We start from the raw sequence: 14,317 nt of genomic DNA on the forward strand, positions 1-14,317 counted from the left end.
CCCGCGCCCTGACGGATCAGGCGCTGGGGGATCAGGCGACGTCGGTGCGGGCGTCGGAGAGGTACTCGCGGACGGCGGTCTCCGGCACGCGGAACGACCGGCCGACCCGCACGGCCGCCATCTCGCCGCCGTGCACGAGGCGGTAGACGGTCATCTTCGAGACCCGCATGATCGCCGCGACCTCGGCCACGGTCAGGAACGAGACGGCGGGACGCGGCGCCGGGGCCACCGGGCGCATGCCCTGCGGCTGGGCCATCGGGCGCATGCCGGCCGGGCGCTGGCCCTGGAGGCCCGCGACGGGCAGCCGGCCACCGGCGGGCGCGTAGCCGGCGGGGCGCTGGCCCGGGACGGCGGGGCGGGTCTGGGCGGGGGTGGCGTAGCGCTGGGGCAGGGACACGGGGTTCTCCTCGGGGAAGTCCAGGGGGCGTCGGTCCGCGTTGCCGGTTGCAACGCTGAGCGCCTGTGCTGATACAGACGGTAGGGGGACTTCCCGGGTCGCCGACAGTACGAGGAGGACGAGACGGACCGGTCCCATTCGTCAACTGTTGACCGTGCGCCGTGCGGGGGACGTGCGATGCGTGAGGTCGGCGGGACGACCGTCCGGCCTCAGACCTCGACGGCGGTGCCGCAGACCGTGCAGATCTCCAGCTCCCGTCGGCCCCACCGCGCCAGCGGCACGAAGAAGACCGTGAACTGCTTCGACTCGCGCACCCGCGCCCAGGCGGTGGTGTTGCCGCAGTTCGGGCAGGTCCGGACCGCGCCGGGGCCGAGCTCCCGCTGCTTCGTGCCGAACCCGAAGAGGAAGAACATCGAGCGAGCGTAGGTCCGGGCCGACCGCCCCGCCGGACGGCGGACCTCACCCGTGGGAGGAGTGCCGACGCCCGATGGCCTGCAGGAGGGGGGCGGGACGGTCGATGCTCTCCGCAGTGCCCCCGCACCAGCGGGGCACGAGCACCACCGACGTGAGGAGAAGACGTGAAGGTCCAGTGCCGGGCCAACGCGCCCGCCAGCGACCTCACCGTCCTGGGCGAGACGGCCGAGGTCCTGACGACTCGCGGTGCGATGGCGAGCGCGCCGGTGACCCTCGCGGTCTCCGACCGCGTGGCGCTCGGCATCGCCACGATGTTCCGCAGCTCGACGCCGTCCGGTCAGGTGCTGGACCGGTTCTCCCGGACCGGGACCGCCGACAGCGCCGAGCTGCTCGACGCCGTCCGGACCGAGCAGGGGTACGCCTCGGCCGAGGGGCACGCCGTGCTGCACTGCCTCGCCGGCTGGGTGCGCAAGCAGCTCTACCTGAAGACGACCACGAGGGTCTAGCCGACCTCGCGGGCGGCGGCGAGGGACCGGTCCGCCGCCGCCGAGGAGCGCAGGGCGGCCGGGCGTCCGCTGCGCCGCGCCACCTCGAGGTGGTCCAGCACGATCTCCCGGCCCGACGGCGACAGGGCGGTGACCGACCCGGCGTCGACGACCGCCACCCGGGCCGGCTCGCGCCCGTAGCGCCGGACGAAGTCGGTCACGGCCGCGGCGTCCACCTCGCCGGCCAGGCACAGCACCCCGCCGGCGCTGCTGTTGAGCAGCCGGATGACGCCGCGGGCGGTGCGCAGGTCGGTGAGGGTCACGGCCCCAGTGTCAGTCGCAGACGGCGACCGCGTCGATCTCGACGAGCAGATCGGGTTCCCCGAGGGCGCTGACCCCGATCAGCGTCACCGGCTTGACCGGGTCGATGCCCAGCCGGGCTGCGGCCCGGCCGGCGCCCTCGCCGAACGCGGCGAACTTCGACGGGTCCCAGTCCACGACGTACACCGTCAGCTTGGCGACGTCGGCGAAGCTCGCGCCCGCGCCGGCCAGCGCGGTGGCGACGTTGAGGAACGCCTGCTCGGTCTGCGCCGCGAGGTCCCCGGCGCCGACCGGCTCGCCGTCCGCGGTCCGGGCCACCTGCCCGGCGAGGTAGACGGTGCGGCTGCCGCGCGCGACGGCGACCTGGGCGTAGACGTCGGGGACCGGCAGGCCGGCGGGGTTGATCAGCTCGATGGACATGAGTGCCTCCTCGGTGTGGAGCTGAAGCATTGCATAGCAATGCCATGTATTGTCAACCCGTGCCCAGGACCGCCGATCCCGACGTCCGCCTCCGTCTCGTCGAACGCGCCGCCGCGATGCTGGCCGCCCGCGAGACCGTCACCCTCCGCTCGCTCGTCGAGGGGACCGGCGCCTCGACGATGGCCGTCTACACCCACTTCGGCGGCATGCCGGGGCTGTGGCGGGCGGTGCGGCAGGAGGGCTTCACCCGGCTGCACGAGCGGCTGGCCCGGGTCCCGCGCACGGCCGACCCGGTGCACGACGTGGCCGCGCTCGCCGTCGCCTACGCGGCCAACGCACTGGACTCCCCGGCGCTGTACCGGGCGATGTTCGACGCCGTCGCGGACCTGGAGGACCCGGCCGGGGCCGACCGCGGTCTCGCCCTCCTCGTTGCGGCCGCCGCCCGTGCCCGCGACGAGGGCCGGCTCGCGCCGGCGGCCGACCCGTCCGCCGTCGCCACCCGGCTCTGGGTGGCCGGGCACGGGCTGCTGTCCCTCGTCGTCCAGGGCGTCCTCCCCGCCGACGTCGTCCCCGCGCACTCGGTGGAGACGGCGGTGGCGCTGCTGACCGCGGCCGGGGACGACCCCGGTGCCTGCCGCGCCTCGGTGGCCCGGGCATGGGCGCTAGGTTCGGGAGCGGACACGGGGAGCGTCGGCACAGGGGAGTGATCGTGGGCAGGTCCGTGCTGGTGACCGGCGGGAACCGCGGGATCGGGCTGGCGATCGCCCGGGCCTTCGCCGCGCAGGGCGACGCCGTGGCGGTGACCCACCGCGGCAGCGGGGCGCCCGACGGGCTGTTCGGCGTGACCTGCGACGTCACCGACGCCGAGGCCGTCGACCGCGCCTTCACCGAGGTCGAGCAGCACCAGGGGCCGGTGGAGGTCCTGGTCAGCAACGCCGGGATCACCCGCGACGGGCTGCTCATGCGGATGAAGGAGGAGGACTTCACCGACGTCGTCGACGCGAACCTCACCGCCGCCTACCGGGTGGCGAAGCGCGCGACGCCGAAGATGGTGCGCGCCCGCGCCGGCCGGATGGTCTTCGTGTCCTCGGTGGTCGGCCTGCTCGGCTCGGCCGGCCAGGTGAACTACGCGGCCAGCAAGTCCGGCCTGGTCGGCCTGGCGCGGTCCATCGCCCGGGAGCTCGGCGGGCGCGGCATCACCGCCAACGTGGTGGCGCCGGGCTTCGTGGAGACCGACATGACGGCGTCGCTGCCCGAGAAGCGGCAGCAGGAGATCCTCGGCCAGGTCCCGCTGGGGCGGTACGCCTCGGCGGACGAGGTGGCAGGGGTCGTGACGTTCCTCGCCGGCGAGCACGCCGGCTACATCACCGGGGCGGTCGTCCCGGTCGACGGCGGACTGGGGATGGGGCACTGATGAGCGGTACGGGCCTGCTGACGGGCAAGAAGATCCTGGTCACCGGCGTCCTCACCGAGGCGTCGATCGCGTTCGCCACCGCGCGGATCGCCCAGGAGCAGGGCGCCACCGTCGTCCTGTCCAACTACGGCCGCACGCTGTCGCTGTGCCGGCGGATCGCCAAGCGGCTGCCGCAGGAGCCGCCGGTGATCGAGCTCGACGTGACCGATCCCGAGCACCTGGCCAGCCTCGCCGACCGGCTGCGCGCCGAGGGCTTCGACAGCCTCGACGGCGTCGTCCACTCCATCGGCTTCGCGCCCCAGGAGGCGATGGGCGACGGCTTCCCGGAGGTCGCCTGGGAGCACGCGGCCACCGCGTTCCAGGTCTCGACCTGGTCGCTGGCCTCGCTCACCCAGGCCTGCCGGCCGCTGTTCGGCGAGCAGGCCTCCGTCGTCGGGCTGACCTTCGACGCCTCCGTGGCCTGGCCCGTGTACGGCTGGATGGGTGCGGCCAAGGCGGCGCTGGAGTCGACCTCCCGCTACCTGGCCCGCGAGCTCGGGCCGGAGGGGGTGCGCGTCAACCTGGTCGCCGCCGGGCCGCTGCGCAGCATGGCCATGAAGTCGATCCCGGGCAGCAAGCAGTTCGAGGAGGCCTGGGAGGGCCGCGCGCCGCTGGGCTGGTCGGTCACCGACACCGAGCCGGCCGGCAAGGCCGTCGTCGCGTTGCTGTCGGACTGGTTCCCGGCCACGACCGGCGAGATCGTGCACGTCGACGGTGGGTTCCACGCCGTCGGCGTGTGATCCTCCCGAACCGCATCCGCCGGGCTCCCGGCGGAGAATGACGGTCGTGCCCCTCGCGACCGACGTCGACATCCACCCCGGCCAGGCCCCCGACGACGACCCGTCGCTCGCCGTCCGCAACAACGGCGGGCGCGAGCCGGCCGCGCAGCCGGCGCCGGCCGGGCGGCGCGAGGCGCTGCTCGTCCTCTCGTTCGGTGGCCCGCGCGGCCCCGAGGACGTGATGCCGTTCCTGGAGAACGTCACCCGCGGCCGGGGCATCCCGCGCGAGCGGCTCGAGTCGGTCGCCGAGCACTACCACCACTTCGGCGGGGTCAGCCCGATCAACGAGCAGAACGAGGCGCTGATCGCCGCGGTCGAGGCCGACCTGGCCGCGCACGGCGTCGACCTGCCGGTCTACTGGGGCAACCGCAACTGGGCGCCCTACGTCGAGGACGCGTGGCGGCAGATGGCCGAGGACGGCATCGAGCACGTCTACGTCTTCGCGACCTCCGCCTACGCCTCGGCGTCCGGGTGCCGGCAGTACCACGAGGACGTCGCCCGGGCGCGTGCCGTGCTCGGGCCGGGTGCGCCCACCGCGGAGAAGCTGCCGCACTACTTCGACGCCCCCGGCTTCGTGCGGGCCAACGCCGACGCCCTGGCCGCGGCGCTGGCCGAGCTGCCCGAGGAGGTGCGCGGTGCCGCCCGGCTGGTCGCCACCGCCCACTCGATCCCCGACGCGATGGCCGCCGTCGCCGGGCCGGACGGCGGCGCCTACCAGGACGAGCTGCACGCCGCGGCCCGGGCGGTCGTGGACGCCGTGGACCCCGGCCGGCCCTTCGACCTCGTGTGGCAGAGCCGCAGCGGCCCGCCCTCGGTGCCGTGGCTGGAGCCCGACGTGAACGACCACCTGCGCACGCTGGCCGCGGCGGGGGAGACGGCGGTCGTGCTGATGCCCGTCGGGTTCGTCAGCGACCACCTCGAGGTCGTGTGGGACCTCGACAACGAGGCGTGCGAGACGGCCGCGGAGCTCGGGCTGACCTTCGTCCGGGCCGGCACCGCCGGCATCCACCCGGCCTTCGTCGCCACCGTGCGCGAGCTGCTCGAGGAGCGCCGTGCGGGCGCTCCGCCGCGGCTGGGCACGAACTGCCCGGCCGCCTGCTGCTACGTGGCGCGGCCCCAGACGGGGGCGACCTCGCGCCGGTAGCCGCGGCCGAGCACCCTGCCCAGCACGAACACCACCGGCGCGGGGACGGTCGAGCGCAGGTAGGCCCGGTGCTCGGGGGTCATGCCGTCGGTGATCCAGGCGAAGAAGCGGCCGGTGTCGGCGGCGGGCTGGGCGCGGAGCTGCTTCTCCACGCCCTTCCAGCCCGGCGACTCCATGTGCGGGACGATCGCCGGCACGACGTCGTTCTCCTCGTGGTCGAGGTGGGTGTCGACGACGCTGCGGGTCCGCGCGACCGACGCGCGGGCGGCGGCCAGGTCCGCCGCCGACCCGCTCGCGGCCAGTGCCTGCAGGGCGGCGTCGGTCTCGTCGAGGGCGGCGGACATGGCGGCGTGCTCGGCCTCCATGACCGGGAGCAGGTCGGTCGCCAGGCCCTGGCCGGCCATCCACGGGAAGACGAGCGCGTCCTCGCTCTCGTGGTGGTGCCTCAGCTCCCGGCGGAGGTTCGCGTAGGCGCGGGCCAGGTCCCGGGCGCGGGTGGTGTCGCCCTCGCGGAGCACCTCGAGGGCGTGGGCGAGCCGGTCGAGATCCCGGCGGACGGCGCCGTGGATCACCGAGTTCATCGTGATCGGAGCGGTCATGGCCGCGGACCGTAGACCCGCCGGCCGCCGGGCGGGAGGGCCCGCGGGCTCTAGCGGGGGACGGCGTTGTAGGCCGCGGTCAGTGCGTCGCGGACGGCGTCGGACAGCGGCCGCAGCGCCTCGTCGCGGGCCGCGGCCTGGCTCGTGGTGACGGCGGCGCCGGGTGCGTCGGCCATCGCCAGGTCGAGGACACGGGCCAGCCGCTGCGCGCGGGACAGCACCGAGAGCGCGAGCGGGTCGGTGTCGGCCGGCATGCCCGGCGCGGCGGCGGCCTTCGCCAGCCCGGCCAGCAGCGCCGGCACCTCGGGGTGCCAGCGGGCGAGGTCCAGCCCGACGAGCGTGCGGGCGGCGTCGCCGACGGCGAGGTCGAGCGCACCGGACGCCGCCCGCAGGGTTCCCTCGACCGGTGGCGGGGCCGGGGAGCTGAGCGGGAACGCCGTCCAGGCGACCATCTCGCTGCCCAGCGGCTGCGGCACGAGCGCGAGGGTGCTGCCGACCGCCACCTGGCCCGCGGCCAGCGCCGGCTCGGGAAGCCCACGAGCGCGGGGGAGTCCACGCACGTCGCCGGGGACCGGGAGCACGAGGGAGAACCGGCGCTCGCCGCGCCCGCGGAGAGCGGCCAGCGCGGTGCCCAGCGGGACCGCCCCGTCGGCGCCGGGCAGCTCGGACACCGAGTGCGCGGTCTCACCGGTCAGGGCGTCGAGGGCCTCGTCGAAGGAACAGCGACCGGACAGCCAGGCGGTGGACCAGGCCGCGAACCGGCCGGCGTGGAGCTCGTGCACGCCGCGAGGCTACGTCGCCGGCCGTGTCGGGCCCCGGGATGCCAGAGTGGGCCCCGTGGATCCCTGGGTGCTGTGGCTGATCGCGTCGGGCCTCTTCGTGGCCGGCGAGCTCGCCGGCGGTGACCTGTTCCTGCTGATGCTCGGCGGCGGCGCGCTGGGCGGCATGACCGTCGCCCTGCTCGGCGGCCCGCTGTTCCTGCAGCTCATCGCCTTCATCGTGGTGAGCGCCGTCCTGCTCGCGCTGGTCCGGCCGCTGGCCAAGCGGCACCTGGTGGACCGCACGCCCGAGCAGCTCGACGGCGTCGCGACCCTCATCGGCCGCACCGCGAAGGTGACCCGGCCGGTCGACGGGCACGGTGGCCGCATCCAGCTGGGCGCCGACGAGTGGACCGCCCGCAGCCAGTACGGCGGCGACACCTTCCCGGTGGGGGCGACCGTCCGGATCCTGCAGGTCGAGGGCGCGACCGCCGTCGTCGGCGACGCCCTGGAACTGGAATGACCGCACCCGAGCTGATGTCCCGTCCGACCCCGACCGAGGGAGCTCTCCCGTGACCCCCGCCCTGATCGCGCTCCTCGTGATCGCACTGCTCGTGGCGTACGTGCTGGCCAAGAGCGTGACGATCGTCCCCCAGGCGCAGGCCAAGGTGGTCGAGCGGCTCGGCCGCTACAGCCGCACCCTGTCGCCGGGCCTGTCGCTGCTCGTGCCCTTCATCGACCGCGTGCGGGCCACCATCGACCTGCGCGAGCAGGTCATCTCGTTCCCGCCGCAGCCGGTCATCACGGCCGACAACCTGCAGGTCGGCATCGACACCGTCGTCTACTTCCAGGTCACCGACCCGCGGCTGGCCGTCTACGGCATCGCGAACTACATCACCGGCATGGAGCAGCTGACCACGACGACGCTGCGCAACGTGGTTGGCGGGCTGAACCTCGAGGGCGCCCTGACCGGGCGCGACGGGATCAACAGCCAGCTGCGGTCGGTCCTCGACGGCACCACCGGCCCGTGGGGGCTGCGGGTGGCCCGGGTGGAGATCAAGGCGATCGACCCGCCGGCGTCGATCCAGGACTCCATGGAGAAGCAGATGCGCGCCGACCGCGACAAGCGGGCGCTCATCCTCCAGGCCGAGGGCCAGCGGCAGTCCCAGATCACCACGGCGGAGGGGCAGAAGGCCGCGGCCATCCTCTCGGCCGAGGGCATGAAGCAGGCGGCGATCCTCGAGGCCGAGGCCGAGCGGCAGAGCCGGATCCTGCGGGCCGAGGGCGAGCGGGCGGCCCTGTACCTGCAGGCGCAGGGCCAGGCGAAGTCCATCGAGACGGTCTTCCAGGCGATCCACGACGGCAAGCCCGACCAGGGCCTGCTGGCCTACCAGTACCTGCAGACGCTGCCGAAGATCGCCCAGGGCGACGCCAACAAGATGTGGATCGTCCCGAGCGAGTTCAGCAAGGCGCTGGAGGGTCTGGCGAAGCTGGGCGGGGCCGACGGCGAGGGCGGGTCCTGGATGGACGTCGGGGCCGGCGACGGCAACGGCGCGGCCCGGCCGGCGCGCGAGATGGACACCAGCGACTGGTTCGAGTCCCAGCTCCCGCCCGCCGCCGCCCAGCCGGAGGCGAAGATCGAGCTGACCAGCATCGCGGACACGATGCCGGCCGTCCCCTCGCCCGCGATGCCCGCGGTGCCGGAGCCGCCGCGGCAGGACGGGCCGCCGCCGCCGTCCTCCTGACCTCTGGGCATGGGTACCGATACGTGCGTCCGGACACCCCGGTACGCGGGTATCGGTACCCATGCCCAGGGGCTCAGTCCTTGAGCAGGCCCTCGCGGAGCTTGGCCAGGGTCTGGCTCAGCAGCCGGGACACGTGCATCTGCGAGATGCCGATGTCGGCGGCGATCTGGGACTGCGTCATGTTGCCGAAGAACCGCAGGATGAGGATCCGCCGCTCGCGGGCGGGGATCGTGGCCAGCAGCGGCTGCAGCGACTCGCGGTACTCCACGCCCTCCAGCGCGGCGTCCTCCTCGCCGAGGGTGGCGGCGAGGGTGGGGGAGTCGTCCTCGCCGGAGAGCCGCTCGTCCAGGGAGCTGCTGCGGTAGGCGTTCGCGACGGCGAGGCCCTCGAGCACCTCCTCGCGCGGGATGCCCAGGTGCTCGGCGAGCTCGCTGGGCGTCGGCGCCCGACCGTTCTTCTGCGCCAGCTCGCCGACCGCGGAGTTCAGCGACAGGTGCAGCTCCTGCAGCCGCCGCGGCACCCGCACCGACCAGCCCTGGTCGCGGAAGTGCCGCTTGATCTCACCGGTGATCGTCGGGACGGCGAAGGAGAGGAACTCCACCCCGCGGGTCGGGTCGAACCGGTCGATGGCCGCGATCAGCCCCAGCGTGCCGACCTGCAGCAGGTCGTCGAAGGGCTCGCCGCGGTTGCTGAACCGGCGGGCGAAGTGCCGCACCAGCGGCAGGTGCTCCTCGACCAGGATCTCCCGAAGCCGCTCGCGGCGCGGGTCGTCCTTGTCCAGGGTGGCGAGCTCGGCGAACAGCGGGGCGGTCCGCTCGGCCCGGCGCCGGTTGTCCGACACGGGCGGGGTGTCGTCGGCCTCGGTGCGCGGTGTGGGCGCGACCGGGGTGGGAGTGCCGGGAACGTCGTCGGCCACGACGACCTCGATCTCGGGATCGGTGTCGGGGGTCGGGTGTCCGGTGGCGGCCCCCGGGGTCACCGCGCGACCGAGACGTTGCGCTCCGAGCCACCCAGGGTGCTCGGGGAGTGGCCGGGGAGGTACTTGTCGACGGAGATCACCGCGACCGCGGCGGCCGAGCCGTCGCCGCCCGGGACCTCCGCCTGCGTGGCGGGCCCGGCCTCCACGCCGTCGACCAGGGCCTGCAGCACCGCCCAGCCGAAGCCGTCACGGGGGACCTCGGTGCCCTCGGTGGTGGGCACCCACGCGTCGATGTGCAGGCCGCTGCGCGTGGTCTCGAAGACGACCGTGAGCGGCTCGTCGGTCAGGGCGATCGCGGCGAGGGTGGCGCAGACCTCGTCGACGGCCAGGCGCAGGTCCTCGACGGAGTCCAGGTCGTAGTCCATCCGGATGGCGAGGTCACCGGCCATCGCCCGCACCGCCGGCAGCTGGGTCGGCGTGGTGGGCACCCGGAGCTCCAGCCGTTCGGCGCGCCGCCCGTCCTGCGCGAGGGCACCCCTGCGATCCACCATGCGTCGTCACTCCTGACCGTCGTCCGGACCGGGCCACCTGTGCGGCTCCGGTTCCGGGCCTCCATCCTGCCCGAACGGCACCCCGGGCCCGGCCCACGGGGCCGTCCCGGCCCTCGCGCCGACCGGGTCGACTACCCCCGTCGCCGGCGCGGCAAACCCCCGCTCCGGCGCGGTTGCCGGACCCCAGGGGCTGGTGTCCACTGGCCGGGGATGGACACCAGCCAGGGCGCCCGACCGCCGCACCACCTGCCCGCCGAGGACGCCGGCGCCGCGGGCCTCGTGGCGGCCCTCGAGCACGCGCCCGTGGCCATCTACTGCCTGGCCGGGGCCGGCCTCGAGCCGGTGTGGACCAACGCGCGGGCGCGGCAGCTGGGCACCGACCGCGAGCAGCTGCCCCAGGTCGGTGGCCGCCCGGTGGGCCAGCTGGCCGGCGAGGCGCTGCGCACCGGCCGCACCGAGACCGTGACCGGCGTGCTCGGGACCGACGGGCCGCCGGCCACCCTGGTCGTGCAACCGCTGTCGGTGTCCGGCGAGCCCGGTGTGCTGCTGGTCCTGGAGGCCGGCGCCGACGGGAACCGCGGGGCCGACCCCGTGGAGCAGGCGCAGTCCGCACTGCTGCCGCCGTCGCTGCCGTTGCTGCCGGACCTGCGCCTGTCCGGCAGCTACGTCCGGGCGACGTCGGAGGACGCGGCCGGCGGCGACTGGTACGACGCCGTCCCGCTCGGGCACGGCCGGCTCGCCCTGGTGATCGGCGACGCGGTCGGGTCGGGCGTTCCGGCGGCCGCCGCGATGAGCCGGCTGCGCGGCGCCATGCGCTCGCTCGCCATGCGCGACCCCTGGCCCGCGGCGGTGGTGAGCGCTCTCGACGAGTTCGCCGCCCAGATGGAGGACGTGGAGGGCGCCTCGGTCTTCTACGGCGTCCTCGAGGCCGCCACCGGCCGGCTCTCCTACGCCGCGGCCGGTCACCCGGCGCCGCTCGTGGTGGCCGCGGACGGGGGGACGCGGTTCCTGCCCCTCGCGCCCCGGCCGCCGCTGGGCAGCGTGCCGGGCACCCGCACGGAGGTCTCGCACGCCGTGCTGGAGAAGGGCGCCACGCTGGTCCTCTTCTCCGACGGCGCCGTGACTGCCTCCGGGCCCCCGCCCACGCAGGGGCTGACCCACCTGGCCGAGGTGGCCCGGTCGGTCGTCGCCTCCAGCGACCCCCGGGACGGGATCGGCTCGGCGGAGCTCGCCGCCGCCGTCGCCGGGATGCTGCCGGGGCCGCAGGGGCGGCCCGACGACGTCGCCGTGCTCGTGGCCCACCGGCTGGCCGACACCCCGGCCCCGCTGCGGCTGGACCTGCCGGCAGTCCCCTCCTCGCTGCCCGCCGTCCGCCGCCAGCTGGGCGCCTGGCTGGACCACCTCGGGATGGGGGAGCAGGACCGGGTCGGGGTCATGGTCGCGGTGGGGGAGGCGGCGGCGAACGCCGCGGAGCACGCCTACCGCGACACCGAGGCCGGACCGATGCACGTCTCCGCGGCGGTCGACCTCGACGGCGTGCTCACCGTGACCGTCCGCGACGAGGGCACGTGGCGGCCGCCGGACCGCGATCCCGGCAGCCGCGGCCGGGGCCTGCTGATCATGCGGCAGCTGGTCGACGGGGTCGTCCTGCAGGGCGAGGTCGGGACGACGGTCACGCTGCGGCTGCGGCTGCGACGCACCCCGGACGTCGACGTCGAGCACCTGTCGGGCACGAGCTCCGCGACCGTGGTCGTCGACCGCAGCGGGGAGCGGCCGGTGGTCCGCGTGGAGGGCGCCCTCGACATGCTCAGCGCGGAGCAGCTGCGGATCCGGCTGCTGGAGGCCAGCCACGGCGGCACCGGCCGGGTCGAGCTCGACCTGACCACGGTGACGCTGTTCAGCAGCGCCGCCGTCCGGGTCGTGCTGGCGATGGCGCGCATCGCCCGCGACGAGGACTGGCAGCTGGTCGTGCACGCCCCCGCGGGCGGCGTCACCCGGCACGTCCTGGAGATCAGCGGTCTGGACGGGCTGGTCGACATCCGCTGAGCGGGTGATCGGTGTCGCGCAACGGTTTGGGGAACGGTGCCGGTGCGCATCCAGCGGGGGTGAGACTGCGGCGCAGCGACGTGCACGGCCCGGGCTGGCGGCGCCGGCGCGCCGGGCGGGGGTTCGCCTACCACGACGAGGACGGCGTCCTCATCAAGGACGACCGGCTGGACCGGGTGCGCGCGCTGGCCATCCCGCCGGCGTGGAAGGACGTCTGGATCTGCCCGTGGCCCAACGGCCACATCCAGGCCACCGGCGTCGACGCGGCCGGCCGCCGCCAGTACCGCTACCACGACCAGTGGCGCGCCCGGCGCGACGCGGAGAAGCACGAGCGGGTGCTCGAGATCGCGCACCAGCTGCCCGACGTGCGGGACTCCGTGGTCGACGCCCTGCACACCCGCGGGCTGAACCGCGAGCGGGTGCTCGCCTGCGCGATCCGGCTGCTGGACCTCGGCGCCTTCCGCGTCGGCAGCGAGCAGTACGCCGAGGACAACGGCACCTACGGGCTGGCCACGCTGCGGCGGGAGCACGTCTCGGTGCGCGGGGAGCGGACCTTCTACTCCTACACCGCCAAGGGCGGCCTCGACCGCGAGGTGGAGATCACGGACAAGCCGACCGCCGACGTCGTCCGCGCGCTGCTCAAGCGCCCGGAGGGCACGGGGGAGGAGCTGCTGGCCTACCAGCTGGAGGACGGCACGTGGCGCGACGTCACCAGCGGCGAGATCAACGCCTACCTGAAGGAGATCAGCGGCGCGGAGATCACGGCCAAGGACTTCCGCACCTGGACGGCGACCGTGCTCATGGCCGCCCAGCTGGCCGAGGCGCCGCCGCCGACGAGCCGGACGGGCCGCAAGAAGGTCATCAGCACCGCCTACAAGGCGGTCTCGGAGCAGCTGGGCAACACCCCCGCGGTGTGCAAGGCCAGCTACGTGGACCCGCGGGTGGTCGACCGCTACGAGCACGGCGAGACCGTCGCCCCGGCGCTGCAGGAGGCGGCGGAGGCCGACAACGACCGTGACGCCCAGCGGGTCCTCGAGCAGGCCGTCTGCCAGATGCTGCACGCCTGACCGACGAGGGCCCCCACCGGAGATCTCCGGTGGGGGCCCTCGTCGGTCAGGCGGGAGGCGCCTCTAGCGGGCGCTGCCGTCCACGATGGTGAACAGGTCGATCAGGCCGGTCACCTCGAGCGGCCGGGTGACCGCGCGGGTGGTGGCGACGAGCCGCAGCTCCACGTCACGGCTGCGTGCGGACTTCTGCGTCTCCACGAGCACGGCGAGACCGGCGGAGCCCAGGAACTGGACACCGGACAGGTCGATCACCAGCTCGCGCGGCTGCTGCTCCAGCTGGGTGTCCAGCGACGAACGGAGGACCGGCGCGGTGAACGTGTCCACTTCGCCGACGACCGTCACCGTGACGACGCCGTCCTCACCCGTGGTGGTGGAGAGCGTGATCACGTCGTCGAAGGGGGCCTCGGTGCCCTCGTTCGGCACGTCGGACTGACCCTCGGCGGGCAGGTCGGGTGTGGTCACGGGCGAGCTCCTCTCAACGGCAGTGCCCGGCGGCACGACCGCGCGGTCAATCTACCGCTGTGCGGGGCACCGGTCTCGGCGCCCCCGGGCACTGGCCCGGTCGGACGGTGTCCGCGCCGGGGAGGACCCCGGTGCGGGTGCGGCTGCCTGCTCAACCGCGCTTACAACGTAGACACCCGGACCGACCGCCGCCAACCCGCCTCCCCGAGGACGTCGGGGAGGCGGGTCGGGGGAGGACCTCGACGGAGGGGTTCGACGGCTCCGGCGTCAGCCGTCCGTGACGTGCATGGCCGCTTCCTCGGGGCCCTCCCCGCCGGCCGGCGCGTCGGCGGTGGCCTCGACGTCGTCGGCGGTGGTGTTGGTCCCGGAGTCCGACGACGGCGAGGTCGAGGTGTCCTGCTCCAGCTGCATGGTGGCGCGCTGCGGGTCCTCCGCGGCCCGGACGCCGGGCTGCACGTCGGGCTCCTCGCGGTCCAGCCGGCCGCTGAGCGACTCGCCCTCGGACTGCTCGAAGGCGGTGGTGCCGAAGTCGACCGAGGCGCCGGGACGCTCGCCGGGCAGCGGGGCGAACTCCGGGTCCTCGTTCCAGGTCTGGGTGGGGGAGTCGTCCTGCGAGACCTCGGGGATGCCCTCGTCCTCGGGGTGGACGTCGCGGGCGGTCTGGCCCTCGGGGTTGGTCATGGGTGCTGCCTCCTCCTGCGCGCGGTGCGCGCCGCTGGCGTGGGCGGCCGGGTGCACGGCCGCGGTCCCTCCCCGC

The 14,317-nt window shown here is 74.9% G+C and carries 19 protein-coding genes; 9 read left to right on the forward strand and 10 right to left on the reverse strand.

Annotated elements, in window-relative coordinates; translation table 11 throughout:
* Positions 1 to 31: 31 nt before the first annotated feature.
* Together DQ240_RS24355 and DQ240_RS01205 are read right to left on the reverse strand one after the other, a co-directional pair.
* Positions 32 to 238 carry a helix-turn-helix domain-containing protein gene (locus tag DQ240_RS24355; RefSeq protein ID WP_113837981.1) on the reverse strand — a complete coding sequence of 69 codons (207 nt, stop codon included), beginning with the start codon at positions 236 to 238 and terminating at the stop codon, positions 32 to 34.
* Between the two features lie 368 nt (positions 239 to 606).
* Positions 607 to 810 carry a zinc-ribbon domain-containing protein gene (locus DQ240_RS01205; RefSeq protein ID WP_113837799.1) on the reverse strand — a complete coding sequence of 68 codons (204 nt, stop codon included), beginning with the start codon at positions 808 to 810 and terminating at the stop codon, positions 607 to 609.
* 165 nt (positions 811 to 975) lie between these two features.
* Here DQ240_RS01205 and DQ240_RS01210 point away from each other — a divergent pair, with 165 nt between their 5' ends.
* Entirely contained in the window at positions 976 to 1,317 is a 342-nt protein-coding gene (locus DQ240_RS01210; protein ID WP_113837800.1) for a hypothetical protein, read from the forward strand.
* Here the strand turns inward: DQ240_RS01210 and DQ240_RS01215 are convergent.
* Together DQ240_RS01215 and DQ240_RS01220 are read right to left on the reverse strand one after the other, a co-directional pair.
* The gene (locus DQ240_RS01215; protein ID WP_113837801.1) at positions 1,314 to 1,619 is read right to left on the reverse strand and encodes a hypothetical protein; all 306 of its coding nucleotides are present in this window, start codon (positions 1,617 to 1,619) and stop codon (positions 1,314 to 1,316) included. The two genes, DQ240_RS01210 and DQ240_RS01215, sit on opposite strands and share 4 nt — an antisense overlap.
* A 10-nt stretch (positions 1,620 to 1,629) precedes the next feature.
* Positions 1,630 to 2,037: a RidA family protein gene (locus DQ240_RS01220; protein WP_113837802.1), complete on the reverse strand. Its 408-nt coding sequence runs from the start codon at positions 2,035 to 2,037 to the stop codon at positions 1,630 to 1,632.
* A 59-nt stretch (positions 2,038 to 2,096) separates the two neighbouring features.
* Here DQ240_RS01220 and DQ240_RS01225 point away from each other — a divergent pair, with 59 nt between their 5' ends.
* The 4 genes from DQ240_RS01225 to DQ240_RS01240 are packed head-to-tail and all read left to right on the forward strand — an operon-like array spanning position 2,097 to position 5,413.
* Complete coding sequence (locus tag DQ240_RS01225; protein ID WP_233498392.1) at positions 2,097 to 2,744, forward strand: TetR/AcrR family transcriptional regulator; 648 nt, start codon at positions 2,097 to 2,099, stop codon at positions 2,742 to 2,744.
* 2 nt (positions 2,745 to 2,746) lie between these two features.
* Positions 2,747 to 3,451, forward strand: a complete 705-nt coding sequence (gene fabG, locus DQ240_RS01230) for a beta-ketoacyl-ACP reductase (protein ID WP_113837983.1) — start codon at positions 2,747 to 2,749, stop codon at positions 3,449 to 3,451.
* The gene (gene fabI, locus DQ240_RS01235) at positions 3,451 to 4,230 is read left to right on the forward strand and encodes an enoyl-ACP reductase FabI (protein ID WP_113837804.1); all 780 of its coding nucleotides are present in this window, start codon (positions 3,451 to 3,453) and stop codon (positions 4,228 to 4,230) included. Before fabG ends, fabI begins: the two co-directional genes overlap by 1 nt.
* Positions 4,231 to 4,276: 46 nt before the next feature.
* Complete coding sequence (locus tag DQ240_RS01240; RefSeq protein WP_199588961.1) at positions 4,277 to 5,413, forward strand: ferrochelatase; 1,137 nt, start codon at positions 4,277 to 4,279, stop codon at positions 5,411 to 5,413.
* Here DQ240_RS01240 and DQ240_RS01245 read toward each other — a convergent pair.
* Entirely contained in the window at positions 5,371 to 6,012 is a 642-nt protein-coding gene (locus tag DQ240_RS01245) for a hemerythrin domain-containing protein (protein ID WP_113837806.1), read from the reverse strand. The two genes, DQ240_RS01240 and DQ240_RS01245, sit on opposite strands and share 43 nt — an antisense overlap.
* Before the next feature lie 50 nt (positions 6,013 to 6,062).
* Positions 6,063 to 6,794, reverse strand: a complete 732-nt coding sequence (locus DQ240_RS01250) for a hypothetical protein (RefSeq protein WP_113837807.1) — start codon at positions 6,792 to 6,794, stop codon at positions 6,063 to 6,065.
* Positions 6,795 to 6,849: 55 nt separating this feature from the next.
* On the opposite strand from DQ240_RS01250, the gene DQ240_RS01255 reads away from it, so the two are divergent.
* Complete coding sequence (locus DQ240_RS01255) at positions 6,850 to 7,293, forward strand: NfeD family protein (RefSeq protein WP_113837984.1); 444 nt, start codon at positions 6,850 to 6,852, stop codon at positions 7,291 to 7,293.
* A gap of 49 nt (positions 7,294 to 7,342) precedes the next feature.
* Positions 7,343 to 8,515, forward strand: coding sequence for an SPFH domain-containing protein (locus tag DQ240_RS01260; RefSeq protein ID WP_113837808.1), 1,173 nt, complete (start codon positions 7,343 to 7,345; stop codon positions 8,513 to 8,515).
* 73 nt (positions 8,516 to 8,588) lie between these two features.
* On the opposite strand, the gene DQ240_RS01265 is transcribed toward DQ240_RS01260, so the two are convergent.
* Positions 8,589 to 9,494, reverse strand: coding sequence for an RNA polymerase sigma factor SigF (locus DQ240_RS01265; protein WP_113837809.1), 906 nt, complete (start codon positions 9,492 to 9,494; stop codon positions 8,589 to 8,591).
* The gene (locus DQ240_RS01270) at positions 9,491 to 9,985 is read right to left on the reverse strand and encodes an ATP-binding protein (RefSeq protein ID WP_113837810.1); all 495 of its coding nucleotides are present in this window, start codon (positions 9,983 to 9,985) and stop codon (positions 9,491 to 9,493) included. Before DQ240_RS01270 ends, DQ240_RS01265 begins: the two co-directional genes overlap by 4 nt.
* A gap of 210 nt (positions 9,986 to 10,195) precedes the next feature.
* Between DQ240_RS01270 and DQ240_RS01275 the strand changes: the two genes are divergently transcribed.
* Both DQ240_RS01275 and DQ240_RS01280 read left to right on the forward strand, forming a co-directional pair.
* Positions 10,196 to 12,031 (forward strand): SpoIIE family protein phosphatase, encoded by a 1,836-nt coding sequence (locus DQ240_RS01275; protein WP_113837811.1) that lies wholly within the window; start codon positions 10,196 to 10,198, stop codon positions 12,029 to 12,031.
* A gap of 59 nt (positions 12,032 to 12,090) precedes the next feature.
* The gene (locus DQ240_RS01280) at positions 12,091 to 13,098 is read left to right on the forward strand and encodes a DNA topoisomerase IB (RefSeq protein ID WP_233498393.1); all 1,008 of its coding nucleotides are present in this window, start codon (positions 12,091 to 12,093) and stop codon (positions 13,096 to 13,098) included.
* 63 nt (positions 13,099 to 13,161) lie between these two features.
* On the opposite strand, the gene DQ240_RS01285 is transcribed toward DQ240_RS01280, so the two are convergent.
* Positions 13,162 to 13,560 carry an STAS domain-containing protein gene (locus tag DQ240_RS01285; RefSeq protein WP_113837813.1) on the reverse strand — a complete coding sequence of 133 codons (399 nt, stop codon included), beginning with the start codon at positions 13,558 to 13,560 and terminating at the stop codon, positions 13,162 to 13,164.
* A 267-nt stretch (positions 13,561 to 13,827) separates the two neighbouring features.
* A complete protein-coding gene (locus DQ240_RS01290; protein ID WP_113837985.1) occupies positions 13,828 to 14,241 on the reverse strand; it encodes a hypothetical protein in 414 nt (137 codons plus the stop codon).
* Positions 14,242 to 14,317: the final 76 nt, after the last annotated feature.

Origin of the sequence: Blastococcus sp. TF02A-26 (genome assembly GCF_003319125.1) — a bacterium.
Taxonomy (GTDB): Bacteria; Actinomycetota; Actinomycetes; order Mycobacteriales; family Geodermatophilaceae; genus Trujillonella.

Coding starts and splice junctions, on each gene's coding strand:
- DQ240_RS01205 (WP_113837799.1), bottom strand. CDS start 810: ATGTTCTTCCTCTTCGGGTTCGGCACGAAGCAGCGGGAGCTCGGCCCC.
- DQ240_RS01245 (WP_113837806.1), bottom strand. CDS start 6,012: ATGACCGCTCCGATCACGATGAACTCGGTGATCCACGGCGCCGTCCGC.
- DQ240_RS01275 (WP_113837811.1), top strand. CDS start 10,196: ATGGACACCAGCCAGGGCGCCCGACCGCCGCACCACCTGCCCGCCGAG.
- DQ240_RS01270 (WP_113837810.1), bottom strand. CDS start 9,985: ATGGTGGATCGCAGGGGTGCCCTCGCGCAGGACGGGCGGCGCGCCGAA.
- DQ240_RS24355 (WP_113837981.1), bottom strand. CDS start 238: ATGCGCCCGGTGGCCCCGGCGCCGCGTCCCGCCGTCTCGTTCCTGACC.
- fabI (WP_113837804.1), top strand. CDS start 3,451: ATGAGCGGTACGGGCCTGCTGACGGGCAAGAAGATCCTGGTCACCGGC.
- DQ240_RS01290 (WP_113837985.1), bottom strand. CDS start 14,241: ATGACCAACCCCGAGGGCCAGACCGCCCGCGACGTCCACCCCGAGGAC.
- DQ240_RS01220 (WP_113837802.1), bottom strand. CDS start 2,037: ATGTCCATCGAGCTGATCAACCCCGCCGGCCTGCCGGTCCCCGACGTC.